At 68.5% G+C, this 22,064-nt stretch carries 23 protein-coding genes; 11 read left to right on the forward strand and 12 right to left on the reverse strand.

What is annotated here, in order from left to right; all coding sequences use genetic code 11:
• Positions 1-5: 5 nt before the first annotated feature.
• From ACODRX_RS16530 to ACODRX_RS16545, 4 genes are all read right to left on the reverse strand, one after another.
• Positions 6-560 carry a DUF3016 domain-containing protein gene (locus ACODRX_RS16530; RefSeq protein ID WP_488872622.1) on the reverse strand — a complete coding sequence of 185 codons (555 nt, stop codon included), beginning with the start codon at positions 558-560 and terminating at the stop codon, positions 6-8.
• 48 nt (positions 561-608) lie between these two features.
• The gene (locus ACODRX_RS16535) at positions 609-1,055 is read right to left on the reverse strand and encodes a DUF2214 family protein (RefSeq protein ID WP_488872623.1); all 447 of its coding nucleotides are present in this window, start codon (positions 1,053-1,055) and stop codon (positions 609-611) included.
• Positions 1,052-1,984 carry a LysR family transcriptional regulator gene (locus ACODRX_RS16540; RefSeq protein ID WP_488872624.1) on the reverse strand — a complete coding sequence of 311 codons (933 nt, stop codon included), beginning with the start codon at positions 1,982-1,984 and terminating at the stop codon, positions 1,052-1,054. The genes ACODRX_RS16535 and ACODRX_RS16540 overlap by 4 nt, the downstream gene beginning before the upstream one ends.
• Positions 1,985-2,103: 119 nt before the next feature.
• On the reverse strand, positions 2,104-2,355 hold the full coding sequence (locus ACODRX_RS16545) for an ATP-binding protein (protein ID WP_488872625.1): 252 nt from the start codon (positions 2,353-2,355) through the stop codon (positions 2,104-2,106).
• A 50-nt stretch (positions 2,356-2,405) separates the two neighbouring features.
• Between ACODRX_RS16545 and ACODRX_RS16550 the strand changes: the two genes are divergently transcribed.
• The 3 genes from ACODRX_RS16550 to ACODRX_RS16560 all read left to right on the forward strand — a co-directional run bounded on the left by ACODRX_RS16550 (position 2,406) and on the right by ACODRX_RS16560 (position 6,031).
• Positions 2,406-2,699 carry an acylphosphatase gene (locus ACODRX_RS16550; RefSeq protein WP_488872626.1) on the forward strand — a complete coding sequence of 98 codons (294 nt, stop codon included), beginning with the start codon at positions 2,406-2,408 and terminating at the stop codon, positions 2,697-2,699.
• 115 nt (positions 2,700-2,814) lie between these two features.
• Positions 2,815-3,561 (forward strand): DUF4253 domain-containing protein, encoded by a 747-nt coding sequence (locus ACODRX_RS16555; protein ID WP_488872627.1) that lies wholly within the window; start codon positions 2,815-2,817, stop codon positions 3,559-3,561.
• 250 nt (positions 3,562-3,811) lie between these two features.
• Positions 3,812-6,031, forward strand: coding sequence for a malate synthase G (locus ACODRX_RS16560; protein WP_488872628.1), 2,220 nt, complete (start codon positions 3,812-3,814; stop codon positions 6,029-6,031).
• Positions 6,032-6,131: 100 nt separating this feature from the next.
• Here ACODRX_RS16560 and arfB read toward each other — a convergent pair whose 3' ends face one another.
• The 4 genes from arfB to ACODRX_RS16580 form a co-directional block, all read right to left on the reverse strand.
• Complete coding sequence (gene arfB, locus ACODRX_RS16565) at positions 6,132-6,557, reverse strand: alternative ribosome rescue aminoacyl-tRNA hydrolase ArfB (protein WP_488872629.1); 426 nt, start codon at positions 6,555-6,557, stop codon at positions 6,132-6,134.
• A 13-nt stretch (positions 6,558-6,570) separates the two neighbouring features.
• On the reverse strand, positions 6,571-6,756 hold the full coding sequence (locus ACODRX_RS16570; RefSeq protein WP_488872630.1) for a hypothetical protein: 186 nt from the start codon (positions 6,754-6,756) through the stop codon (positions 6,571-6,573).
• Positions 6,753-7,922 carry a PepSY-associated TM helix domain-containing protein gene (locus ACODRX_RS16575; RefSeq protein WP_488872684.1) on the reverse strand — a complete coding sequence of 390 codons (1,170 nt, stop codon included), beginning with the start codon at positions 7,920-7,922 and terminating at the stop codon, positions 6,753-6,755. The genes ACODRX_RS16570 and ACODRX_RS16575 overlap by 4 nt, the downstream gene beginning before the upstream one ends.
• A 176-nt stretch (positions 7,923-8,098) precedes the next feature.
• Complete coding sequence (locus ACODRX_RS16580; protein WP_488872685.1) at positions 8,099-8,980, reverse strand: LysR family transcriptional regulator; 882 nt, start codon at positions 8,978-8,980, stop codon at positions 8,099-8,101.
• 83 nt (positions 8,981-9,063) lie between these two features.
• Here ACODRX_RS16580 and ACODRX_RS16585 point away from each other — a divergent pair, with 83 nt between their 5' ends.
• Genes ACODRX_RS16585 through ACODRX_RS16595 form a run of 3 tightly spaced genes read left to right on the forward strand, consistent with a single transcriptional unit; the run spans position 9,064 to position 11,829 of the window.
• On the forward strand, positions 9,064-10,449 hold the full coding sequence (locus tag ACODRX_RS16585; protein WP_488872631.1) for an acyclic terpene utilization AtuA family protein: 1,386 nt from the start codon (positions 9,064-9,066) through the stop codon (positions 10,447-10,449).
• Between the two features lie 4 nt (positions 10,450-10,453).
• Positions 10,454-10,816: an AtuA-related protein gene (locus tag ACODRX_RS16590; RefSeq protein ID WP_488872632.1), complete on the forward strand. Its 363-nt coding sequence runs from the start codon at positions 10,454-10,456 to the stop codon at positions 10,814-10,816.
• Between the two features lie 35 nt (positions 10,817-10,851).
• Positions 10,852-11,829: a Bug family tripartite tricarboxylate transporter substrate binding protein gene (locus tag ACODRX_RS16595; RefSeq protein ID WP_488872633.1), complete on the forward strand. Its 978-nt coding sequence runs from the start codon at positions 10,852-10,854 to the stop codon at positions 11,827-11,829.
• 84 nt (positions 11,830-11,913) lie between these two features.
• On the opposite strand, the gene ACODRX_RS16600 is transcribed toward ACODRX_RS16595, so the two are convergent.
• The 3 genes from ACODRX_RS16600 to kce form a co-directional block, all read right to left on the reverse strand.
• Positions 11,914-12,702 (reverse strand): SDR family oxidoreductase, encoded by a 789-nt coding sequence (locus ACODRX_RS16600; protein WP_488872634.1) that lies wholly within the window; start codon positions 12,700-12,702, stop codon positions 11,914-11,916.
• Positions 12,703-12,782: 80 nt separating this feature from the next.
• The gene (locus ACODRX_RS16605) at positions 12,783-14,114 is read right to left on the reverse strand and encodes an MFS transporter (protein ID WP_488872635.1); all 1,332 of its coding nucleotides are present in this window, start codon (positions 14,112-14,114) and stop codon (positions 12,783-12,785) included.
• A 51-nt stretch (positions 14,115-14,165) separates the two neighbouring features.
• On the reverse strand, positions 14,166-15,104 hold the full coding sequence (kce, locus tag ACODRX_RS16610; protein ID WP_488872636.1) for a 3,5-dioxohexanoate:acetyl-CoA acetone transferase: 939 nt from the start codon (positions 15,102-15,104) through the stop codon (positions 14,166-14,168).
• A 141-nt stretch (positions 15,105-15,245) separates the two neighbouring features.
• Here kce and ACODRX_RS16615 point away from each other — a divergent pair, with 141 nt between their 5' ends.
• Both ACODRX_RS16615 and ACODRX_RS16620 read left to right on the forward strand, forming a co-directional pair.
• The gene (locus tag ACODRX_RS16615; protein ID WP_488872637.1) at positions 15,246-16,262 is read left to right on the forward strand and encodes an AraC family transcriptional regulator; all 1,017 of its coding nucleotides are present in this window, start codon (positions 15,246-15,248) and stop codon (positions 16,260-16,262) included.
• A 118-nt stretch (positions 16,263-16,380) separates the two neighbouring features.
• Positions 16,381-17,172: a ChaN family lipoprotein gene (locus tag ACODRX_RS16620; RefSeq protein ID WP_488872638.1), complete on the forward strand. Its 792-nt coding sequence runs from the start codon at positions 16,381-16,383 to the stop codon at positions 17,170-17,172.
• Here the strand turns inward: ACODRX_RS16620 and ACODRX_RS16625 are convergent, their stop codons facing one another.
• The gene (locus ACODRX_RS16625) at positions 17,173-17,952 is read right to left on the reverse strand and encodes an IclR family transcriptional regulator (protein ID WP_488872639.1); all 780 of its coding nucleotides are present in this window, start codon (positions 17,950-17,952) and stop codon (positions 17,173-17,175) included.
• 86 nt (positions 17,953-18,038) lie between these two features.
• Between ACODRX_RS16625 and ACODRX_RS16630 the strand changes: the two genes are divergently transcribed.
• The 3 genes from ACODRX_RS16630 to ACODRX_RS16640 all read left to right on the forward strand — a co-directional run bounded on the left by ACODRX_RS16630 (position 18,039) and on the right by ACODRX_RS16640 (position 21,994).
• Positions 18,039-18,839, forward strand: coding sequence for an enoyl-CoA hydratase (locus tag ACODRX_RS16630; protein ID WP_488872640.1), 801 nt, complete (start codon positions 18,039-18,041; stop codon positions 18,837-18,839).
• A gap of 3 nt (positions 18,840-18,842) precedes the next feature.
• The gene (locus tag ACODRX_RS16635) at positions 18,843-20,945 is read left to right on the forward strand and encodes an acetate--CoA ligase family protein (protein ID WP_488872641.1); all 2,103 of its coding nucleotides are present in this window, start codon (positions 18,843-18,845) and stop codon (positions 20,943-20,945) included.
• 83 nt (positions 20,946-21,028) lie between these two features.
• Positions 21,029-21,994, forward strand: a complete 966-nt coding sequence (locus tag ACODRX_RS16640; RefSeq protein WP_488872642.1) for a tripartite tricarboxylate transporter substrate binding protein — start codon at positions 21,029-21,031, stop codon at positions 21,992-21,994.
• The last annotated feature ends 70 nt before the right edge of the window (positions 21,995-22,064 follow it).

The following is a 22,064-nucleotide window of genomic DNA, read 5'->3' on the forward strand; positions in this document are numbered from 1 at the left end:
GCCGCTCAGCGCCCGCCCCACTCCCGCCGCACCCAGTCGTCGAGCAGCGTCTTCTCGAAGCGCAGCGGGTCGCCGGGGTACATGTCGGTGCGCATCAGAAAGCCGGTGTCGCGCAGCTCGCGCCGGCCGGTGCGCAGCACGCTGCCGTCGGCCGCCAGCAGCTTGAATTCGAGATCGATGCGCGGCGGATAGATGTCGCGCACGATGCGCACATCCCCCGCCTGCGGGCCGCGCCAGGGCTCGAAGCCGCCGGCGCGCTGCACGTCGGTGAGGCGCACCGCCAGCCGCTGGCCCTCGGGCAAGGCGGCAGCGGCGCGCTCGGACAGGTGCAGCGCCAGCGCATCCAGCCAGGCGCGGCGCGCCTTGTCGGTTTCGGGCGGGCCGCGGCGCGTGTCGCTGAAGCCGGCCGGATCGGCATAGGTGACGCTGACGATGCCGGGCGGCGGCGCCGGCTTGTGCACTTGCTGGGCGCAGCCGGCCGCGATCGCCACCGCCACGGCGATGGCAGCGCCGCGCAGCATGGCGCCGGCGCGGGACAGAGGGGCAGATACAGGGCGCATGGGCGTCGTTTCCTCCTGGAGATGCATGATGGCAGGGGTCGCGCCGGGCTACATGCCCCGTGCCCAGAAGACGGCGATCACCGCGATCACCGGAATCAGGTGCGCCTGCCACATGATCCAGCGGCGCGTGGCCAGCACCTGCTGGCCGTCGGGCAATTGGCCGTTGCCCTGCAGCTCGCGCAGCCAGCGGCGGATCACCAGCGTGGGCTTGATGGACATCAGCGCGGCAACCACGAACAGCGTGATCTTCACATGGAACAGCGGCTGCGACACATACCAGCCCATGCCCTTGGCGCCCAGCAGCACCCGCGCCAGCCCGGTGGCCAGCACGGCCGCCGCCGCGATGCCGTAGATCAGGTCCAGCCGCGCCAGCCGCTGCACCACCGCGGCATTCATCCATTCGCTGCGGCACAGCGCCGCCTCGCTCGACAGGAACACCACCATGGTCAGGATGGCCAGCAGGTGAAACGCGGCCAGTACAGCTTCCAATGTCATTGATTCACTCCATGTTTCCAGAATTCGGGCTGCTCGTAGTAATGCCGCAGAAAGTCTATCCACAGCCGCACCCTGAGCGGCAGGTGCTTGCGCTGCGGGAACACCACGTGGATGCCGTTGGGCGGCGCGGCGAAATCCTCCAGCACCACGGCCAGGCGCCCGGCGGCAACCTCGGCCTCGACCTCCCAGGTGCTGCGCCAGGCGATGCCCCAGCCGCCCAGGCACCAGTCGTGCAGCACCTGGCCGTCCGAGCAGTCCATCGGCCCGCCGGGACGGAAATGCACCACCTCGGCCGAGCCGTCCTCGCCCGGTATGCGAAAGGCCCAGCCCCGGGTCTGCGATGCGTCGCTCGACAGCGTCAGGCAGCGGTGCTGCGCCAGCTCCGACGGATGCTGGGGCGTGCCGTGGCGCCGCAGGTACTCGGGCGTGGCCACGCACAGGCGCCGGTTGTCGCCCACGCGCACGCTGACCAGCGAGGAGTCGGGAAAGTCGCCCACCCGCACGCCGCAGTCAAAGCCCTCGCCGGCCAGGTCGACCACCCGGTCGGAGAGGTTCAGCGACACGGTCACATCGGGGTGCCGCTCCCAGTACAGCGGCACCAGCGGCGCCACATGGCGGCGGCCGAAGCCCGCGGGCGCGGTGATGCGCAGATGCCCGGTGGCCTTGACGCCGCCGGCGCTGACGCTGGCCTCCACGTTCGCCAGGTCCACCAGCAGGCGCTGGCAGTCCTCCAGGAAAGCGCTGCCCTCATGCGTGAGCGACAGCTTGCGCGTGGTGCGCACCAGCAGCTTGACGCCCAGGCGCTCCTCCAGCGCATCCAGGCGCCGGCCCATGATGGCCGGTGCCACTCCCTCTGCCCTGGCGGCGGCCGTCAGGCTGCCGCGCGTGGCGATCGCAACAAAAGATTCGAGTTGTTTGAGCCGGTCCATGAAGCTTGGCTTGCAAGTAAGAACCCGTCCAGTTCCTGTGGGTCACAGCGGCTATTATCAACGGCCCGCCCCGGCCGGGTTCCGGGGTAGTGCAGCGCCTTGCTGCGGTTCATGGCGGCTCAGGGCGCCGCTGCGGTGCGCACCATGCTGATCGCATCGAAGGGGCAGCGCACCGCGCACAGCGCGCAGCCGGTGCAGCCGGGCGCGTCGTGCAGCACCGAGCGCTTGGGGCCCCAGCGCGCGCCCTCCGGCACCTGCAGCGACAGCACATGCGGCGGGCACACGCCCACGCACCAGCCGCAGCCGGTACAGCGGCCGGGATCGATGACTGGCAAGGCCTTGCGCGCGGCGGCCGTCCGTGGGGCGTTCATGCGCGCAGCATGCCATACCGGCGCCCCGCCCGGCATTACAGTACGGGCCTATGCCAGAAATCTCCTCTCCGATCACCCGCCAGCTGCGCATCCGCGGCCTGGTGCAGAAGGTGTACTACCGCCAGTCCATGGTCGAAGCCGCCACGCGCCTGGGACTGGGCGGCTGGGTGCGCAACCGCAGCGACGGCAGCGTCGAGGCCCTGGCCTGCGGCCCCGCCGCGGCGGTGCAGGCGCTGATCGACTGGGCGCGCCAGGGGCCGCCGGCCGCGCGGGTGGACAGCGTGGAGGTAAGCGAGGCGCCGCCCGCGGCCCTGCAGGGCTTCGGGCAGCGCGAAACGCTCTGATCGACCATGCTGGCCTGCGCATAGCCATATCCGGCCGCAGGTACTACACTGCCATGGAAGCAATGACCCGGACCGAACCCCGCGTCCGGGCCCCAGTCGAGGAAAAGGAGTGATCATGGCTTTTCCCTACCAATTGGTCGACGTGGCCGGCACCCAGGTGCTGGATACCTATGAGCAGCTCAGGCAGCAGGAGCAGGGAACGGTCGTCATCCTGGGCAACGAGCAATCGCTGCAATTGCTCGAAGCGCTGATGGCCGACATGGCCCAGGTCTCGCCGCAGGCGCTGGTCAGTCAGGCGCATGCGGTGGACCCGCAGGCCTGGCTGGCCCAGGCCCAGCTCGAACAGGATGCCGACGACGAGGCCGACCCGCGCGAGACCGCTGCGGCCGGCGTGTCGCTGGACGACCTGATGCTCGCCGACAGCGACGATGCCCCCGCCCCCGGCAACGAAGAGGCCGAGGCGGCCGCGCCCGACGGCGCGCTGCCGGCCTTCAACGCCTTCAGCGATGCCGACGGCAAGCCGTATGACGAGGTGTTCCTCGCCATCCTGCCCACCAAGCACAGCTGGCAGGCGCCCTGCTACCTCAAGTTCGGCGGCTGGAACACCTGCCCGCCCGCCCATGTGCATGCCGCCTTCATGCGCTACTGGGGCGAACGCTATGGCGCGCAGGTGGCCTGCATGACGCACGACGTGATCGAGATGACGGTGCAGCATCCCCCCACCACCATCGCCGACGCGCTGGAGCTGGCCCAGCAGCAGTACCTGTATTGCAACGACATCGTGGACCAGGGCACCGAGACCATCCATGCGCTGGCCGAGACCCTGCTGAATGCCAAGGTCTGGTACTTCTGGTGGGACTAAGAACAAGTTCACGATCGAAGGCGGGCAGCCGCCAGGCACAGCGGGCCCAAGGGCCCGTTTTCATGCCTGGGATCTGGAGATTACATTCAAAAAAGTCATTTATAAAACGCCTTTTTCGCAATTGAATATCACCCAAGTATCGAATACAGTTGGGTAACACGCTGCCATCGATGGGCTCTATATGGACTGGCATATAAAGCCGCCGCCCGCGATGGCACTCTCCCCCATTTCCCTATCCGAGGTAGACGCCATGACCGACCGCATCACCCACCACCGCCTGCAGGTTGCCAAGTCCCTGAACGACTTCATCGAAAACCAAGTGCTGCCCGGCACCGGCGTGGACAGCCAGGCCTTCTGGAGCGGCTTCGACGCCATCGTGGCCGACCTGGCGCCGCGCAACATCGCGCTGCTGGCCGAGCGCGACCGCCTGCAGGCCGAGCTGGACACCTGGCACCGGGCCCATCCCGGCCCGATCACCGACATGGCCGGCTACCGCAAGTTCCTGGAGACCATCGGCTACCTGGTCGAGCAGCCGCAGGGCGCCAAGGCCGTTACCGCGAATGTGGACGACGAGCTGGCGGTGCAGGCCGGCCCGCAGCTGGTGGTGCCGATCCTGAACGCCCGCTATGCACTCAACGCCGCCAACGCCCGCTGGGGTTCGCTGTACGACGCGCTGTACGGCACCGATGTGATCGGCGAAGAAGGCGGCGCCGCAAAAGTGGCCGAGGGGGGCAAGGGCTACAACCCCGTGCGCGGCGCCAGGGTGATCGAGTTCGCGCGCAACTTCCTCGACCAGGCCGCCCCCCTGGCCAGCGGCTCGCACAAGGACGCCACCGCCTACGCAGTGGAAGGCGGCAAGCTGGCCGTGACGCTCAAGGACGGCAGCAAGAGCGGCCTGAAGGACGCGGCCAAGTTCGTCGGCTACCAGGGCGAAGCCGCCGCGCCCAGCGCGGTGCTGCTGAAGAACAACGGCATCCACATCGACATCATCATCGACAAGTCCACCCCCATCGGCAAGAGCGATGCGGCCGGCGTGTCCGACGTGGTGGTGGAGGCCGCGCTGTCCACCATCCTCGACCTGGAAGACTCCGTGGCCGCCGTGGACGCCGAAGACAAGGTGCTGGGCTACAGCAACTGGCTGGGCATCCTCAAGGGCACGCTGACCGAATCCTTCGACAAGGGCGGCCGCACGGTGACCCGCGGCCTGAATGCCGACCGCGAATACACCGGTGCCGACGGCCAGCCGCTCAAGCTGCACGGCCGCTCGCTGATGTTCGTGCGCAACGTCGGCCACCTGATGACCAACCCGGCCATCCTGTACACCGACGCGCAAGGAGCCCAGCGCGAGATCCCCGAAGGCATCCTCGACGCGGTGGTGACCACCGCCATCGCCATCCACGACCTCAAGGGCCATGGCGCCAACGGCATCAAGAACAGCCGCAAGGGCAGCGTCTACATCGTCAAGCCCAAGATGCACGGCCCGGCCGAGGCCGCGTTTGCCAACGAGCTGTTCGGCCGCGTCGAAAAGCTGCTCGGCCTGCCCGAATACACCGTCAAGCTGGGCATCATGGACGAGGAGCGCCGCACCACGGTGAACCTGAAGGCCGCGATCGCCGCCGCCCCGGCCCGCGTGGCCTTCATCAACACCGGCTTCCTGGACCGCACCGGCGACGAGATGCACACCGCGATGCACGCCGGCCCGATGGTGCGCAAGGCCGACATGAAGGGCAGCGCCTGGCTGCCCGCCTACGAGCGCAACAACGTGCTGGTGGGCCTGGGCCTGGGCCTGCGCGGCCGCGCCCAGATCGGCAAGGGCATGTGGGCCATGCCCGACCTGATGAAGGCCATGCTGGAGCAAAAAATCGCCCAGCCCAAGGCCGGCGCCAACACCGCCTGGGTGCCCTCGCCCACCGGCGCCACGCTGCACGCGCTGCACTACCACCAGGTCAATGTGGCCGAGGTGCAGCAAGAGCTGGAAAAAACCAACGCCGACGGCGAGCGCGACAACCTGCTCAATGCCATCCTGCAGGTGCCCGTGACCGCCAACCCCAGCTGGTCCGACGCCGAGAAGCAGCAGGAAGTGGACAACAACGTCCAGGGCATCCTGGGCTATGTGGTGCGCTGGATCGACCAGGGCGTGGGCTGCTCCAAGGTGCCCGACATCCACAACGTGGGCCTGATGGAAGACCGCGCCACGTTGCGCATCTCCAGCCAGCACATCGCCAACTGGCTGCACCACGGCATCGTCAGCGAAGCCATGGTGCGCGACAGCTTCGCCCGCATGGCCAAGGTGGTGGACGAGCAAAACGCCGGCGACCCCGCCTACAAGAGCCTGGCCGCCAACCCCCAGGGCGCCGCCTTCCAGGCCGCGCTGGACCTGGTGTTCAAGGGCAAGGAACAGCCTTCGGGCTACACCGAGCCGCTGCTGCACGCCTGGCGCCTGAAGGTCAAGGCCGACGCCAAGAAGTAAAAACCATAGCTTTTAGCGCTTGCCAACAAAGGTTTTCAGATAGATTCATATCTGAAAACCTTATGCAACAAGCGCTACCAGCTATCAAATAAATACAGCATCAATCCCCCGGGCGGCTGCCGCGCAGCCGCTTGATCTCGCTGCGCTGGCTCTTGCCTTCCAGCCGGCGCCGCTGCGAGGCCCGGGTGGGCTTGGTGGCGCGGCGGATGCGCGGCGGCCGGGCTACGCTGTCCACCAGCGCCTGCAGCCGCGCCAGCGCATCGGCGCGATTGAGTTCCTGGGTGCGGTGGCTCTGGGCCTTGATGATGAGCACGCCTTCGGCCGTGATGCGGCTGTCGCGCAGTGCCCGCAGCCGCTCCTTCACCTCCTGCGGCAGGCTGGAGGCGGCGATGTCGTAGCGCAGGTGCACGGCGCTTGAGACCTTGTTGACATTCTGCCCGCCCGCGCCCTGGGCCCGGATGGCCGAGAACTGCACCTCGGCCTCATCTATCGGCACTAGCGTCGGCACCTTGGCTGCGACGAGCATCGAAATACGGACTTCAGCGCGCGCGCCGCAGCCAGCCGAACCAGATGCACGCCACCGTCGGAATGCCCAGCGTGGCCCAGGCCAGCATGTCGCCGAAGCCGCCGTCGCTGAACAGCGCCGAGACCAGGCCGATGGCGGTGAGCACGCCCATCGCGATGGGCCAGCCCCAGAGGGTCCAGAAGTTGTGGCGCGGCTTCATGGCGCGGTCTCCAGCGGTGCTGCTGCCAGGGCCGGCGCGGCTTCGGCTGCTTCAGGCTTGCGCTCGGACGCGGTCCGGCCCTTGCCCAGCCACAGGTACAGGCCGCTGCCCAGCACGATGATGGTGGCGATATCGAGCAGCGCCCAGATGATCTGCATCGGCATGCCGCCGTAGTCGCCGAAGTGCAGCGGCTGCGATACCAGCAAGGCGGTCAGGTACCAGGGCAGCTTGGGCGCGGCGGTGACTTCGGTGGTCTTGGCGTCGACCAGCACCGGCTGCAGCAGCTTCGAGGTGAAGGGCTCGTTGCCCCGCAGGAAGAAGGTCGTGTGGTGCGGACTGGAGAAGGCCGTGCCGGGGAAGGCGATGAAGGACAGCTTGGACTGCGGCACCTGCGCCTGCGCCGCCTCCATCGAGCGCTGCACCGAGCCGCGCTCGGCCAGCGGCACCGTCGGCTGCCCCTTGTAGGGCGCCAGCAGCGCGCCGAGCTGGTCGTACTGCCAGTACTTGATGGCCAGGTCGGCCCAGGTGTTGATCATGCCGGTGGCGCCCACCACGAAGAGCCACACCAGCGTGACCACGCCCAGCAGGTTGTGCAGGTCCAGCCACTTCAGGCGCGTGCGCTTGTCGCGCCGCACGGTGCCGAAATCGAGCTTGCGCATGAAGGGCGCGTACAGCACCACGCCGCTGACGATGGCCACCAGCAGCAGCAGGCCCATGAGCCCGAGGAAGAGCTTGCCGGGCAGGCCCGCGAACAAATCCACATGCAGCTTGAGCATCACGTACATGAAGCCCTGGTCGAAGCGCGGCTGCGCCAGCACCTGGGCGGTGCGCGCATCGATGGCCACCGAGCGGAAGTCGTCGGTGGGCGCCGGCGTGGGCGTCAGGGTGACGAACCAGAGGTTGTCGTCGTCCTCACTCTTGGAGGCGAACTGCACCACGCGGTCGGGGTGCTGGGCGCGCGCCACTTCGAGCACCTTGTCCAGGCTGGCGTGCGGCGTGCCGGGCGCCATCTTCGGCGCCTCCACCTCGGTGCCCAGCAAGTGGCCGATCTCGTGGTGGAAGATCAGCGGCAGCCCGGTCAGGCACAGCAGCAGCATGAAGACGGTGCAGACGATGCTGCTCCACTTGTGCACCCAGGCCCAGGCCTTGATGGTTCGGCTGTTCATCGACATGGTTGGCTTTCTTTACCTCAGGGCATCATCCGTGCCGCCTGATCGGCGGCGGCGCGCACGAAAAGCCGCAGGCACGCTGCGGCTTGGGAAGCAGGAGTCATGGGGCAATAACTATGAGAACAATTCTTATTTCAATCATAAATCAAAAGACGGATAACCCCATGCCGGCTTCAGGGCCGCATCTCCCGCACCAGCGCATACATCGCCTGCGCCGCCACCGATAGGCTGGCGCCGCGGCGGCGTACCAGGTAGATCTGCCGGTCCATCTCGGGCAGCGGCAGCGGCCGCGTCACCAGCCCCGGCTTGTCGAAATGGAACAGCGACAGCGCCGGCACCACGCTGATGCCCAGCCCCGCCGCCACCAGCCCCATCACGGTGGCGAGCTGCTCCACCTCGACCAGGGTCTGCATGGTGTCGGGGAAGAAGGCCGCGTCCAGGTACTGGCGCACGCTGCTGTGCCGCGCCAGGTGCACGAAGGGCCAATGCCGCAGGTCGGCCGGCCGCAGCCGGCGCCGCGCGGCCAGCGGGTGGTCGCTGCGGCAGACCAGGTGAAAGCCGTCGCTGCAAAAGGGTTCGGCCTGCAGCTCGGGGGTGTCGGCGCGGATGGCGGCCAGCGCGAAATCCGCCTCGCCGCCGGCCACGCGCGCGATGCAGGGCTCGGACAGCACATCTGCGATCTCCAGCTCCACGCCCGGATGGCGCTGCACAAAAACCTGCAGCACGCCCGGCAGCCAGCCCGCCGCCAGCGACGGCAGCAGTGCGATCGCCACGCGGCCGCGCTTGAGCTGCGCGGTGTCGCGCATGGCCTGGCGGCAGGCCTCGATCTCGGCCTGGATGCGCAGCGCCGACTGCAAAAAGCGCTCGCCCTCGGGCGTGAGCAGCACATGGCGCGTGCTGCGCTCGAACAGGCGCAGGCCCACCGTCTCCTCCAGCGCCCGGATCAGCGCGCTGAACGCCGGCTGCGACAGATGGCACTGCGCCGCCGCGCGCGTGAAGTGCTGGTGCTGCGCCAGCGCCAGAAAGGCGTTGATGTCGCGCGCCGAGATATTCATCCGCATTGCAAATCAATCGATCTCAATTATCGATTTCACAGCATAGCGCCGGCTGCCTATAGTGCGGCTCAGGAGATACCAAGGTGACCACACACAAACAACCCCTGCCGCCCCTGCAGCCCCTGCTCATTGGCTGCGCGGCCGGTTTTTCCGGCGACCGCGTGGATGCCGCCGGCCCGGTGGTGCAAGAGCTGATCCGGCTGCGCCAGCCCGCGGTGCTGATCTTCGAGACCCTGGCCGAACGCACGCTGGCGCTGGCCCAGCTGGCGCGGCGCCAGAACCCCGATGCCGGCTTCGAGCCGCTGCTGCCCGACTTTCTCGCGCCGGTGCTCGCCGACTGCCTGGCCCACGGCATCCGCATCGTCAGCAACTTCGGCGCGGCCAACCCGGTGGGCGCGGCGTGCACGATCGCGGCGCTGGCCCGCACGCTGGGCACGCGGGCGCCGCGCATCGCGGTGGTGCATGGCGACGACCTGAGCGGCCCCGCGCAGCGCGCGCTGCTGGCACAGGCGCTGGGCGAGCGGCTGCCGGCCGACATCGTCAGCGCCAATGCCTACATAGGCGCACGGCCGATCGCCGAGGCGCTGGCCGCCGGCGCCGACATCGTGGTCTGCGGCCGCGTGGCCGACCCCTCGCTGGTGGTGGGCCCGGCCATGGCCCACTATGGCTGGGACTGGAACGACTGGGACCGCCTGGCCCGCGCCACCATGGCCGGCCACCTGCTCGAATGCGGCACGCAGGTAACGGGCGGCTACTTCGCCGACCCCGGCTACAAGGACGTGCCGGGCCTGGACCGCCTGGGCTATCCCATCGCCGAGATCGACGCCGACGGCCGCTGCACCATCTTCAAGCCCGAGGGCACGGGCGGCTGCGTCACGCCGCAGACGGTCAAGGAGCAGCTGCTCTACGAGATCCACGACCCGGCCCGCTACCTGACGCCCGACGTGATCGCCGACATCACCGAGGCCGAGGTGGCGCAAGTGGCGCCCGGCCGCGTGCGTCTCACTGGCGTGCGCGGCCATGCACGGCCCGGGACGCTGAAGGTCAACGTCTGCCATGCCGCGGGCTGGTTTGCCGAAGGCGAGATCTCGTATGCCGGAGCACGCGCGGCCGAGCGCGCCCGCCTGGCCGCGCAGACCATCGCCGCGCGGCTGCAGGGCATTGCGCCCTCTTCCCCTTTGCGCACCGACCTGATCGGCGTCACCAGCGTCTGGGGCGACGATGCAAGCCGCTGGCTGGCGGGCGCAGACCTGTCCGGCGCCGCGCACGACGTGCGCCTGCGCATGGCCTGGCAGCATGCCGACCGCGCCACCGCCGAGCGCCTGCCGCGCGAGATCAATGCGCTGTACTGCTGCGGCCCGGCGGGCGGCGGCGGCGTGCGCACCGCGCTGCGCCAGCGGCTGGGCCTGGTGTCCTGCGCCGTCGCGCAATCCCAGATACCAACCGGCTTCGAGTGGGTGGAGGAATAAGACCATGGATACCGGAACCATCACCGTCCCGCTCTACCGCCTGGCCCACGGCCGCACCGGCGACAAGGGCAACCGCTCCAACATCAGCGTCATCGCCTGGCACCCCGCGCTGTGGGAGGTGATCTGCGCGCAGGTCACCGAGGCCGCGGTGCTGCAGCTCTTTGCCGAGCGCCGGCCCGCGCGGGTCACGCGCTACCTGCTGCCCAGGCTACAGGCGATGAACCTGGTCATCGACGAGGTGCTCGACGGCGGCGTCAACGACGCGCTCAACCTCGACAGCCACGGCAAGACCCTGTGTTTTCGCGTGCTGGAGATGCCCATCACGCTGCCGCAGGCGCTGGCGCCCCACCTTGCCGGCCCGGCCTGAACCACCCACTTTCACCCAATCCAAAGGAGACAAACATGCACTTTTCCCCAGCCACCCGCCGCCATCTTCTGGCCCTCGCCGCCGTGCTGGCCCTCGCCCCCGCAGCCCGGGCCGATGCGCCCTACCCGGCCAAGACCATCACCTTCGTCGTGCCCTTTGCCGCCGGCAGCGCCACCGACCAGCTGGCGCGCGCGCTGGCCCAGTCGGTGACCGAGCAGACCAGGCAGCCCGTGGTGGTGGAGAACAAGGCCGGCGCCAGCGGCATGATCGCCGCGCAGCAGGTGGCCAAGGCCGCGGCCGACGGCTATACCGTGCTCATCACCACCAACACCACGCACGCGGCCAACGAGCACCTGTACAAGAAACTGCCTTACGACCCTGTGAAGAGCTTCGCGCCCATCACCGGCCTGGGCAAGGGCGGCCAGGTGCTGGTGGTGCCGGCCGGCGCACCCTACCAGAACGTGGGCGCGCTGCTGGCCTATGCCAAGGCCAACCCCGGCAAGCTCAGCTTCGGCAGCGGCAGCTCGTCGAGCCGCGTGGCCGGCGAAATGCTCAAGCAGCTGGCGCATGTCGACATCCTGCATGTGCCCTACAAGAGCAATCCGCTGGCCATCACCGACCTGCTGGGCGGCCAGATCGACCTGATGATCACCGACGTGTCCACCGGCGTGCCGCAGATCAAGGCCGGCAAGCTGCGCGCGCTGGGCTACTCCACGCAAAAGCGCAGCCCGCAGCTGCCCGACGTGCCCACGCTGAACGAGGCCGGCGTCAAGGGCTACGACATGGGCTACTGGTTCGCCGCCTACGCCCCGGCCCAAACGCCCGCCGCCGTGGTCGGCAGGCTCAACCAGCTGCTGGGCGCCGCGGTCAAGAGCCAGGCGGCCACCGCCTTCTTCGACATGTCGGGCTCCGAGCCCTGGACCAGCACGCCGCAGGAGCTGGCGAAGTTCCAGGCCGCCGAGACCCGGAAGTGGGGCCAGGTGATCAAGGCCGCGGGCATAGCGCCGGAATGATTGCCCTGCCTTGCTGCAGCCATGTCTGCGGCCAGGCTTCGCGCCGTGGATGATCCGGCCATGGAATAAGGCCCCTGCGGGCCGTCACAGGTATTCGACGTTCCCGTCAACGCTGATGGCCTGGCCGCTCAGGTTCTTGGCGGCGGGAGCGCAGAGAAACAGGCACATTGCGGCAATGTCTTCCTGCGTCACCATGCGCCGCAGCGAGATTTTGTCGAGATAGGTCTGCTCCATTTCGGCATAGCCGATACCCAGCGCCTGGGCGCGCGCGCCGATCACGCGGCTCATGCGCGGCCCGGCCACCACGCCCGGCAGCACGGCATTCACCCGGATGTTGTCCGGCCCCAGCTCGATCGCCAGCGACTTGACCAAACCCACGATGGCCCATTTGGTCGCGGCATACGGGGTGCGGAACGCATAGCCCAGGCGCCCGGCCACCGACGACATGGCAATGATGCTGGGCGCGCCCGACTGCTTGAGCAAGGGAACGCAGCGGCGCAGAAAATAGAACTGGCTGTTGAGGTTGGTGGCGACCGTCCGCTCCCAGTCCTGCGGGCTCATGTCCTGGACCCCGGCCGTCGGCCCGGCAATGCCGGCATTGTTGACGAGCACATCCAGCCCGCCCAGCGCCTGGGCCGCGGCATCGACGATGCGCGCGGCATCCGCCTCCTTGCCGACGTCGGCAACCGCGGCGTGGATGCCCGCGCCGCCGCGGGCCATGGCTTCGACCGCCGCGGGATCGATGTCGCACACATAGACGCTAGCGCCGGCCTCGCGAAAGCCGCCGGCTATCGCCGCGCCTATGCCCGCCGCGCCGCCGGTCACAAGCACCTTCAGGCCAGGTGCGGGTTTCAGCAGATCAATGATGCTCATGGCTGTCCAATGCCTCCGATAAACAATGAAACAATGCAAGGGGATGGTGTTGAGGGCCGGCGCAAGGCGGCATGGGCGCCCTAGGGATTGGCCCCCGCCAGGCCGGATGCGGCGCCGGGCCGTGAAGCCCGGGCCAGCAGCGGCAGCAGCGCCAGCCCCATCACGGCGGTGGCCAGGATGATGCCGAATCCCGCCGAGCTGCTGCCCGTGCGCGCCTCCACCAGGCCGAACAGGTAGGGCCCCACAAATCCACCCATCAAGCCGATGGTATTGATGAAGGCCAGCCCCGCCGCGGCCTCCAGGCCGTGCAGGCGCCGCATGGCGATGGACCAGTAGCTGGGCAGGATGCCGCCGCCGAAGAAGGCCGTGGCGCAGATGATGGCGAGCTTGAGCGGTGGCGAGTCAGCCCCCAGAAACAGGCCGGCGCTGAGGATCAGGCCGCCGGTCACCCAGCCCAGAAAGCCGAAGTCGCTCGCCGCGCGGCGGTGCAGCCTGGGGAGCACCAGCACGCCCAGCAGGAAACCCACGCCGACCACGCTGGACAGCAAGCCGATCATGAAGGGGCTGGACACATCCATTTGCTTGACCATGCCCGGCACGAAGAAATACAGCCCCACGAAGCCGACCTGGTTGAGGAAGTAGACCAGGCCCAGCAGCACCGTGGTCGGCCGCTTGAGCGCCGCCACCCACTGCGAGGAAGTTCCGTGCGAATGGCCGCCGGCCTGGGCACCGGCCGCATTGCGCTCCAGGGAACGGGCCTCGGCGGGCGAGAGCCAGGAAACTGATGCAGGCCCGTCCGGGAACTTGAAGAAGAGGTAGATGCCGAACAGGACCGTCGGCACACCTTCGAGCAGGAACATCCACTGCCAACCATGCAGCCCGCCCATGCCATCGAGCTGCATCAGGGCGCCGCCGATGGGATTGCCCACGATCAGGCCCAGCGATGGCGCGATATAGATCCAGCCAACCACGACGGCCCGGTCCTTCTGCGCGAACCACAGGGTGGTGACATACATCAATGCCGGGAACAGCCCCGCCTCGGTGATGCCCAGCAGGATGCGCAGCGAGATGAACGAATTCACCCCCTGCACGGACATCATCGCGATGCAGACCAATCCCCAGGTGACGGCAATCCGGGCAATCCAGCGCCTGGGGCCGTAGCGGTAGGCCAGCAGATTGCTCGGCACCTCGAGCAGCGCATAGGCCAGGTAGAAAATGCCGGCACCCAGGCCGTAGGCGGCGGCGCTGATGCCCAGCTGCGTCTCGAACGCGGACTTGGCCAGCGCCACGTTCGTGCGGTCGATGAACGACAGGAAGTAGATGAAGATCATCAGCGGAACGAGATGGCGTATCGCCTTGCGTGTCGCCGCACCGTGCAGTGCGTCCGGCTCCTGCAGTGTCTGCGCATTCATGGTTGCTCCTTGGTGGTCTTGTTTTCCCTGGGTATGGCGGATGCCCGGCGATCAGCGCCGCAGCTGGCCGGCGCCCTTCAATCTCAGCAGCTCGCGCGTCTCGGCCGGCGTGGCGATCTCCAGCGACAGCATCTCCAGGATGCTGCGGATGCGCCGCACCTGCTCGGCATTGGACTTGGCCTTGACGCCCTTGCCGAGATAGACGCTGTCCTCCAGGCCCACGCGGACGTTGCCGCCCATGATGGCGCCCATGGTGACCAGCGGCAGCTGGTGGCGGCCCGCGCCCAGCACCGAGAACATGTAGTTGCTGCGGCCAAAGAGCCGGTCGGCCGTCGTGCGCACGAACGCCAGGTTCTCCGGGTCGGTGCCCATTCCGCCCAGGACGCCGAACACCGCCTGGATGAAGAACGGCGGCTTGACCAGGCCCTTGTCCGCAAAATAGGCCAGGTTGTAGAGGTGCCCCAGCTCGTAGCACTCGAACTCGAAGCGCGTGCCGTGGCTGCCCAGCTGCTCCAGGATGGATTTGATATCCGCGAAGGTGTTGCGAAAGATGCTCTGCTCCATGCCTTGCAGATAGGGCTTTTCCCAGTCGTAGCGCCAGGTGGGGATGCGGCTGGCCATCTCGTGCAGCGAGAAGTTCATGGAGCCCATGTTCAGCGAGCACATCTCGGGCCTGAGCTGCAGCGGATAGGCCAGCCGCTCCTCCAGCGTCATCGCCACGCTGCCGCCGGTGGTGATGTTGATGACCGCATCCGTGGCCGCCGCAATCCTGGGAACGAACTGATCGTAGACCTGCGGCGACGGCGTCGGCCGGCCATCGGCCGGGTCGCGCGCATGCAGGTGCAGAATCGCCGCGCCCGCATCGGCCGCTTCAATCGCCTGGTCGGCGATCTGCTGCGGTGTCAGCGGAAGATATTCGGACATCGACGGCACATGCGCCGAACCTGTGATGGCGCACGAGATGATGACCTTCCTGCCCAAGCCTGCCATGCCTTGTCTCCTATTCGATCTGAACTGTTGGCAGTCGGCTATGCTAGGTAGATTGCGCGGCGGCCACCAGCGTGGTGTGCGGACAAATCAGGGGTGGTTGGAGGACATTCGGAGAAAACGGTGAATCAGGAAAAGGTATCCATGCACCACGAGCGGATGTACGCGCCCTTCAAGATCGCCGCGCTCGTCGAGACGCTGAGCGAACAGGGGATTGCCGCCGAGGCCTGCCTGCAGGGCATCGGCATCGCGCCGCAGCAGCTGCACGACGCGGCCACCCGGACCTCGGTACGCCAGTACGCCCAGGCCTGCACCAATGCGCTGCGCCTCGGCTGCGATCCCCGCACCCCCTTCCAGGTTGGCGGCAAGCTGCATCTCTTCGCGTACGGCATGTACGGCTATGCGCTGATGTCCTGCCTGTCGCTGCGGGATTATTTCAGGCTCGGCGTGCGCTACCACCTGCTGGCCTCCCCCACCTTGACCATCGAATGGAACGAATCGCACGATGCCGTGGTGTGGACGTATCCGGACGAATTCACCTTCGCCGCCGCGCCCGAGCTGCGGCGCTTTCTGCTGGAGCAACAGTTCATGCAGCAGGTGACGCACCTGCAGGATGTGGCCGGCCGTCCCCTGTTCCCGCGCAAGGCGCACTTCTCGTTTCCGGCGCCCGCCCACGCCGCCATCTACCAGGACTACCTCGGCTGCCCCTGCGCGTTCGGCCAGGCCCGCTGCGAGCTGCAGTACGCGCGCAGCATCCTCGACGAGCGGCCGCCGCTGGCCCACCGGCTGACATCCGGCATGTTCCAGGAAACCTGCGAAGGCCTCATCGCCAAGGCCAAGTCATCGACCGGCGTGGCCGGCAAGGTCTACCAGATCCTGGTGCGCTCTCCCGGCCAGTTTCCGCCGATGGAGGCGATCGCCGAAGCGCTGAACATGACCTCGCGCACCTTGCGCCGGCACCTGGACACCGAGGGCATGCCCTTCTCGAAAATCCTGGACGACGTGCGCTGCTCGCTGGCCACGGAGTACCTCAGGACCACCAGCATGAACATCGATGACATCGCCATCCTGGTCGGGTTCAGCGATGCCGCAAACTTCCGCAACGCCTTCAAGCGCTGGACGGGAAGCAATCCGGGCGAGCTGCGCAAGAAACCGGCATAGGCGGCGCCCGCGGCAGGCTTACCCGCACGCCCAGCACCGGCAAGCCGCAGGAGCCGGCGCAGGTCCAGGCGGCCGAGGCCAGGAAGAGCGCCGGGCGGGCAGACCCTATGATGCCCGCATGCGCAAACCCAAGCCCCTCACACACCTTGCCGCTCTGGCCACGCTGGCGCTGGCCGCCTGTGCCAGCGCACCGCCCGCCCCGCCCCTCGCGCCGGGCGATGTGCTGCTGCTCGGCGAGCAGCACGATGCTGGCGCACACCAGCAATGGCAGCACGATACGGTGGCGCAGCTGGCCGCGCGCGGCCAGCTCGCGGCGCTGGTGCTGGAGATGGCCGACGCCGGCCGCAGCACCCGCGGCCTGCCGCCCGACGCGCCCGAAGCCGCGGTGCGGCAGGCCCTGGCCTGGAACGACAAGGGCTGGCCCTGGCAGCGCTATGGTCCGGTGGTGATGGCCGCGGTGCGCGCCGGCGTGCCGGTGCATGGCGGCAACCTGCCGCGCGCGCAGATGCGCGATGCCATGCAGCAATCCGCTTGGGACCGGCACCTGCCCGCCGCCGGCTGGCAGCGCCAGATCGACGCCATCCGCAGCGGCCACTGCGGCCTGCTGCCGCCTGGCCAGCTGGTGCCGATGGCGCGCGTCCAGCTCGCCAGGGATGCCAGCATGGCCCGCACCGCCGCCGCTTTGGCCCAGCCCGGCCGCACCGTGGCGCTGATCGCCGGGCGCGGCCATGTGCTGCGCAGCATCGGCATACCCACCTGGCTGCCGCCGCAGCTGCGCGCCACCGTGGCCCTGGGCCAGGCCGGCGCCGAGGCCCAGGCCGACGCCAGCGACCGCGACTGGGTGGTGCAGACGCCCGCGCTGCCGCCCCAGGACCATTGCGCCGAGCTGCGCGAGCGCTGGAAGCCCTGATCAGCGGCGCTTGCCGCCGGCCGGCTGCGGCCGCAGCGCCGGCAGCTCGGCATGCAGCAGCGCAGCCAGCTCCTGCTTGCGCGCGGCCGTCAGGCGCGGCGTGATCGCGCCAAAGCTGATGGCCGCCAGCGTGGTGGCCGAGGCCGCGAAGGTCAGCCCCACGCCCGACACGCCCACGGTGACGGTGTCCTCGATGTCCGCATGCCCGGCGGCGCGCGTCTGCTGCACCGCGCGGCGCAGGCGCTCGCGCGTGAAGCCGGCCTGCACGTACTCGGCCGCATGGCGCTCGAAGATGCGCTCTATCTCCTCGTCGCCCAGCGCCGCCATCAGCGCCAGCCCGCCGGCGCCCACGCCCAGCAGCCTGCGCCCGCCGACGTCGATGGTGAACACCTTCACCGGAAAATGCCCTTCCTCGCGGTGCAGGCACAGGCAGTAGTCGCCCTGGCGGATCACCAGGAACACGGTATCGCCCGACATGCGGGCCAGCCTTTGCATCAGCGGCCGGCAGGCGTCGAGCAGCGGCACGCGCCGCATCGAGGCCAAGCCGAGCTGCATCGCGTCGATGCCCAGCCGGTAGGCCTTGGTCTCGGCATCGCGCTCGGCGAACTGCTCCTCGGCCAGGCATGACAGCAGCCGGTGCGCGGTCGAGCGCTCCAGCCCCGAGGCCTGCATGGCCTCGCTCAGCGTGATGCCGGCCTCGTGGCGCTCGGCCAGCAGGCGCAGCAGCTGCAGCGCGCGGCGCAGGCTTTGGGCGCCGGGTACTCCATCCAATTTGTCCATATTGTGGGAAAAACAGTTTTCTATGTTTGCAATGCAGGAAAACGCAAGTCTAAACTGCCTCCGGACTTTTGATTTGGAGACACCCCATGGCCTATGAAACCCTGGCGATAGAGCACCACGGCGCGGTGCGCCGCATCCTGCTGGCGCGCCCCGCGCAGCGCAATGCCCAGAGCCAGCAGATGCTGGACGAGCTGGCGGCGGCCCTGGACGAGGCGCGCGCGGACGAGAGCGTGAACGCGGTGGTGATCGGCGGCCAGGGCGAGCATTTCTCGGCCGGCCACGACCTGAAGCAGGCCCAGGCCGAACGCGCGAACTTCAGCGTGGAGCAGCGCTGGGCCTACGAGGAGCTGCGCTACTTCGACTATTCGCTGAAGATCTGGGATTTTCCCAAGCCCACCATCGCCCAGGTGCAGGGCGCCTGCGTGGCCGGCGGCTTCATGATCGCCAACATGTGCGACCTGGTGGTGGCCAGCGAATCGGCGTATTTCTCCGACCCGGTCGGCCACACGCTGGGCGCGGCCGCCACCGAGGTGCTGATCCACCCCTGGGTGATGGGCGCGCGCAAGGCCAAGGAGCTGCTGTTCACCGGCGGCAGGCTCAGCGCCCAGGAGGCCAGGGAGATCGGCATGGTCAACCGCGTGGTGGCGGATGCGGATCTCGCCGACGCCGCGCTCGCGCTGGCCCAGCAGATCGCCAAGGCGCCGCCCTTTGGCCTGAAGCTCATCAAGCGCTCGATCAACCGCTCGCTGGACGCGCAGGGCCTGCGCACGGCTCTCGCGGCGCATTTCGACACGCACCAGCTCTCGCATCTGTCCGAGGGCTTTCTCAGCGCGCGCGACCGGGGCCTGGCCCAGGCCATCCAGAAGCACCCGGAAAAGAACGCCTGAGCCATGCAGCCCCACCGCCTTGAGCCGCTGCTCAACCCCGCCTCCATCGCCATCGTCGGCGCCAGCAGCCATGCGGCGCGCATCGGCGGCATGCCCATCGCACACCTCACCAGATTCGGCTACCAGGGCCGCATCTACCCGGTCAACCCGAAGTACCAGCAAGTCTTCGGCCAGCGCTGCTATGCCGACATCGAATCGCTGCCCGAGGCGCCCGAGCTGGTGGTGCTGGCGATCGCCGCCGCCGAAGTGACGCCCATGCTCAGGCGCTGCCACGCCAAGGGCGCGCGCGCGGTGATCGTCTATGCCGCCGGCTTCGCCGAGGAAGGCGCCCGGGGCCAGGCCCTGCAGGACGAGCTTGAAGCCTACGCAGCCACGACCGATATGGTGGTGGCCGGCCCCAACCTGATGGGCTTTGCCAACCTCAACCGCCAGGTGCACACCAGCTTCGCCTCGGTGTTCAACACCGCGCCGATGCAGGCGGGCAGCGGCACGGTCAGCCTGCTCACGCAAAGCGGCAATGTCTGCGCCGCGGTGTACGCGATCGCGCGCCGCCTGGGCGTGGAGTTCAGCCATTTCATCAACACCGGCAACGAGGCCTGCGTGGACTTCGCGCAGTACCTGCAATACCTGGCGCAGGACGACGGCACCGAGGTCTGCATGGGCTACATCGAGGAGTTGCGCGACGGCCCGCGCTTCATCGCCGCGGCCGAGGCTTTCGCGCGGCAGGGCAAGCTGCTCATCCTCTACAAGGCCGGCGAGACCGACAAGGGCTGCGAAGCGGTGCGCTCGCACACCTCGGCGCTGGCCGGCGACCAGCAGATCTACCGCGCGGCCTTCCGCCAGCTGAACATCATCCAGAGCGACGACTTCGCGCAGATGGCGCAGCTGGCCAACCTGGCGCAGTACCGCCAGCGCAGCGCGGGCAGGCGGGTGGCCATCATCACCATCTCGGGCGCGCTGGGAGCCATCCTGGCCGACAAGTTCCTGCTCCAGGGCCTGGACGTGCCCACGCTGCCGCAGCCGCTGCAGCAGTTGCTGCGCACCGGCATTCCCGACTACGGCATGGTGAGCAACCCGGTGGACGTGACCGGCAACGTGGTCAACGATCCGGGCTTCGTGCGCACCGCGCTGGAGGCGCTGGCGCAAAGCGATGCGATCGACGCGGTGGTGGTCTATGCGCCCGGCTACCTGCTCGACCGCATGGCCGACGACCTGTGCGCGGTGGCGCAAAAGTACCCGCGCCTGTTCGCCGCCATCGACACCGGCGCCGCGCAAAAGCGCGAGCAGCTGCGCCGCGGCGGCGTGCCGGTGTTCGAGGACATCGGCGTGGCGGTGTCGGCGCTGTCGCCCTTCTTGCTGTGGCAGGAACGCCGCAAAAACAACCGCTGGCTGGCCGTGCGCCGCGAGGCGCCGCCGGCACGCAGCGCCCTGCCCGCGGTGCTCGACGAGCACCGCTGCAAGCAATGGCTGGCGCAGTTTGGCGTGCCCGGCGTGGCCGAGCGCGCGGCGGCGAACGCCGACCAAGCCGTGCAGGCCGCCGAGGCGCTGGGCTACCCGGTGGTGCTGAAGGTGCTGTCCGCCGACATCGCGCACAAGACCGAGGCCGGCGGCGTGAAGCTGCGCCTGGGCTCGGCGGCCGAGGTGCGCGCGGCCTTCGACGAGGTCATGGCTTCGTGCCATCGCTACGCGCCCGCTGCGCACATCGAAGGCGCGCTGGTGCAGAAGATGGAAACCGTGCAAGGGGGTGCGGCCGAGCTGATCCTGGGCGCCACGCACGACCCGGTATTCGGCATGGCGCTGACCGTGGGCCTGGGCGGCGTGCTCACCGAGATCTACCAGGACGTGAGCCACCGCCTGCTGCCGGTCGACGAGGCCATGGCGCGCGAGATGCTGGGTGAGCTCAAGGCCTTTGCGCTGCTCGACGGTTTTCGCGGCCAGCCCCGGGGCGATGTGGATGCGGCCTGCCGCGCCATCGCCGGCTTTTCGCGCGCGGTGCTGGCGCTGCAGGAGCAGGCCAGCGAGATCGAGGTGAACCCGCTGCTCGTCAAGCCCGCGGGCCGGGGCGTGTGCGCGCTCGATGCGCTGGTGGTGCCTGCCGCTACCTGAATCCCGCTTTTGCCGCCGGGCCGCCGCCACACGCAGTGGGCCAGCGTGGGGGCGATTTTTACCAACCAAGAAGGAGACCAACCATGTTCAAGAAAATGATCGCGGCAGTGGCCGTCGCGGCCCTCGCCGCCTGCGGCATGGCGCAGGCGCAGAACTATCCGGGCAAGCCGGTCACCGTGGTCGTGCCGTTCTCGCCCGGCGGCGCCGCCGACATCATGGCGCGCGCGCTGTCCGAGCGCATGGCGAGCAAGCTGGGCCAGCCGGTGATCGTCGAGAACAAGCCCGGCGCGGGCACGGTGATCGCGTCCGACTATGTGGCGCGCGCCGCGCCCGACGGCCACACGCTGCTGCTCGCCGCCTCGTCGCTGGGCATTGCGCCGGCGCTGTACAAGAAGGTGGGCTACGACCCGATCAGGGATTTCACGCCGGTGTCGCTGGTGGCATCGGTGGTGCATGTGCTCGAGGTGCACCCCAGCGTGCCGGCCAACAGCGTGGCCGAGCTGGTCGCCTGGCTCCAGGCCCACCCCGGCAAGGGCAGCTACGGCTCGGTGGGCGCGGGCACCTCGACCCACCTGGAGTCGGAGCTGTTCAAGACCATGGCCGGCGTGCGCATGGAGCACGTGCCCTACAAGGGCAGCGCGCCGGCGCTGCTGGACCTGGTGGGCGGCAACATCAACGTGATGTTCGATGCCTATGCCTCATCCAAGCCCTTCATCAACGACAAGAAGCTGCGCCTGCTGGCGGTGACCACCGCCCGGCGCTCCAAGCTGCTGCCGGACACGCCCACCGTCGCCGAATCCGGCCTGCCCGGCTACGAGGCCATGCCCTGGCTGGGCCTGGTGGCGCCCGCGGGCACGCCCGCGCCGGCGGTGGCCAGGCTCTACACCACGCTGCAGGAGACCCTCAGGGAGCCGGCGATCCAGGAGAAGTTCGCCTCGCTGGGGCTGGAGATCATCGGCAACACCCCCGAGGAATTCGCCGCCTTCCTCAAGAACGACATCGCCAAATGGGCCCGGGTGGTCAAGGAATCCGGCGCCAAGGTGGATTGAAGAACTTCTATATTGATAGCTGTTAGCGATTGCCACCAAACGATTTCAACAATAAATGCATTTGAAATCT

The organism is Comamonas sp. FG99 (assembly GCF_057808605.1).

Bases quoted from the DNA above. Each gene is read 5' to 3' on its own strand.
- ACODRX_RS16530 (WP_488872622.1), bottom strand. From the start codon at position 560: ATGCGCCCTGTATCTGCCCCTCTGTCCCGCGCCGGCGCCATGCTGCGC.
- ACODRX_RS16590 (WP_488872632.1), top strand. From the start codon at position 10,454: ATGGATACCGGAACCATCACCGTCCCGCTCTACCGCCTGGCCCACGGC.
- ACODRX_RS16640 (WP_488872642.1), top strand. From the start codon at position 21,029: ATGTTCAAGAAAATGATCGCGGCAGTGGCCGTCGCGGCCCTCGCCGCC.
- ACODRX_RS16635 (WP_488872641.1), top strand. From the start codon at position 18,843: ATGCAGCCCCACCGCCTTGAGCCGCTGCTCAACCCCGCCTCCATCGCC.
- ACODRX_RS16535 (WP_488872623.1), bottom strand. From the start codon at position 1,055: ATGACATTGGAAGCTGTACTGGCCGCGTTTCACCTGCTGGCCATCCTG.
- ACODRX_RS16570 (WP_488872630.1), bottom strand. From the start codon at position 6,756: ATGAAGCCGCGCCACAACTTCTGGACCCTCTGGGGCTGGCCCATCGCG.
- ACODRX_RS16555 (WP_488872627.1), top strand. From the start codon at position 2,815: ATGGCTTTTCCCTACCAATTGGTCGACGTGGCCGGCACCCAGGTGCTG.
- ACODRX_RS16540 (WP_488872624.1), bottom strand. From the start codon at position 1,984: ATGGACCGGCTCAAACAACTCGAATCTTTTGTTGCGATCGCCACGCGC.
- ACODRX_RS16545 (WP_488872625.1), bottom strand. From the start codon at position 2,355: ATGAACGCCCCACGGACGGCCGCCGCGCGCAAGGCCTTGCCAGTCATC.
- ACODRX_RS16560 (WP_488872628.1), top strand. From the start codon at position 3,812: ATGACCGACCGCATCACCCACCACCGCCTGCAGGTTGCCAAGTCCCTG.
- ACODRX_RS16580 (WP_488872685.1), bottom strand. From the start codon at position 8,980: ATGAATATCTCGGCGCGCGACATCAACGCCTTTCTGGCGCTGGCGCAG.
- ACODRX_RS16550 (WP_488872626.1), top strand. From the start codon at position 2,406: ATGCCAGAAATCTCCTCTCCGATCACCCGCCAGCTGCGCATCCGCGGC.
- ACODRX_RS16625 (WP_488872639.1), bottom strand. From the start codon at position 17,952: ATGGACAAATTGGATGGAGTACCCGGCGCCCAAAGCCTGCGCCGCGCG.
- kce (WP_488872636.1), bottom strand. From the start codon at position 15,104: ATGGCAGGCTTGGGCAGGAAGGTCATCATCTCGTGCGCCATCACAGGT.
- ACODRX_RS16620 (WP_488872638.1), top strand. From the start codon at position 16,381: ATGCGCAAACCCAAGCCCCTCACACACCTTGCCGCTCTGGCCACGCTG.
- arfB (WP_488872629.1), bottom strand. From the start codon at position 6,557: ATGCTCGTCGCAGCCAAGGTGCCGACGCTAGTGCCGATAGATGAGGCC.
- ACODRX_RS16575 (WP_488872684.1), bottom strand. From the start codon at position 7,922: ATGAACAGCCGAACCATCAAGGCCTGGGCCTGGGTGCACAAGTGGAGC.
- ACODRX_RS16595 (WP_488872633.1), top strand. From the start codon at position 10,852: ATGCACTTTTCCCCAGCCACCCGCCGCCATCTTCTGGCCCTCGCCGCC.
- ACODRX_RS16605 (WP_488872635.1), bottom strand. From the start codon at position 14,114: ATGAATGCGCAGACACTGCAGGAGCCGGACGCACTGCACGGTGCGGCG.
- ACODRX_RS16600 (WP_488872634.1), bottom strand. From the start codon at position 12,702: ATGAGCATCATTGATCTGCTGAAACCCGCACCTGGCCTGAAGGTGCTT.
- ACODRX_RS16630 (WP_488872640.1), top strand. From the start codon at position 18,039: ATGGCCTATGAAACCCTGGCGATAGAGCACCACGGCGCGGTGCGCCGC.
- ACODRX_RS16615 (WP_488872637.1), top strand. From the start codon at position 15,246: ATGCACCACGAGCGGATGTACGCGCCCTTCAAGATCGCCGCGCTCGTC.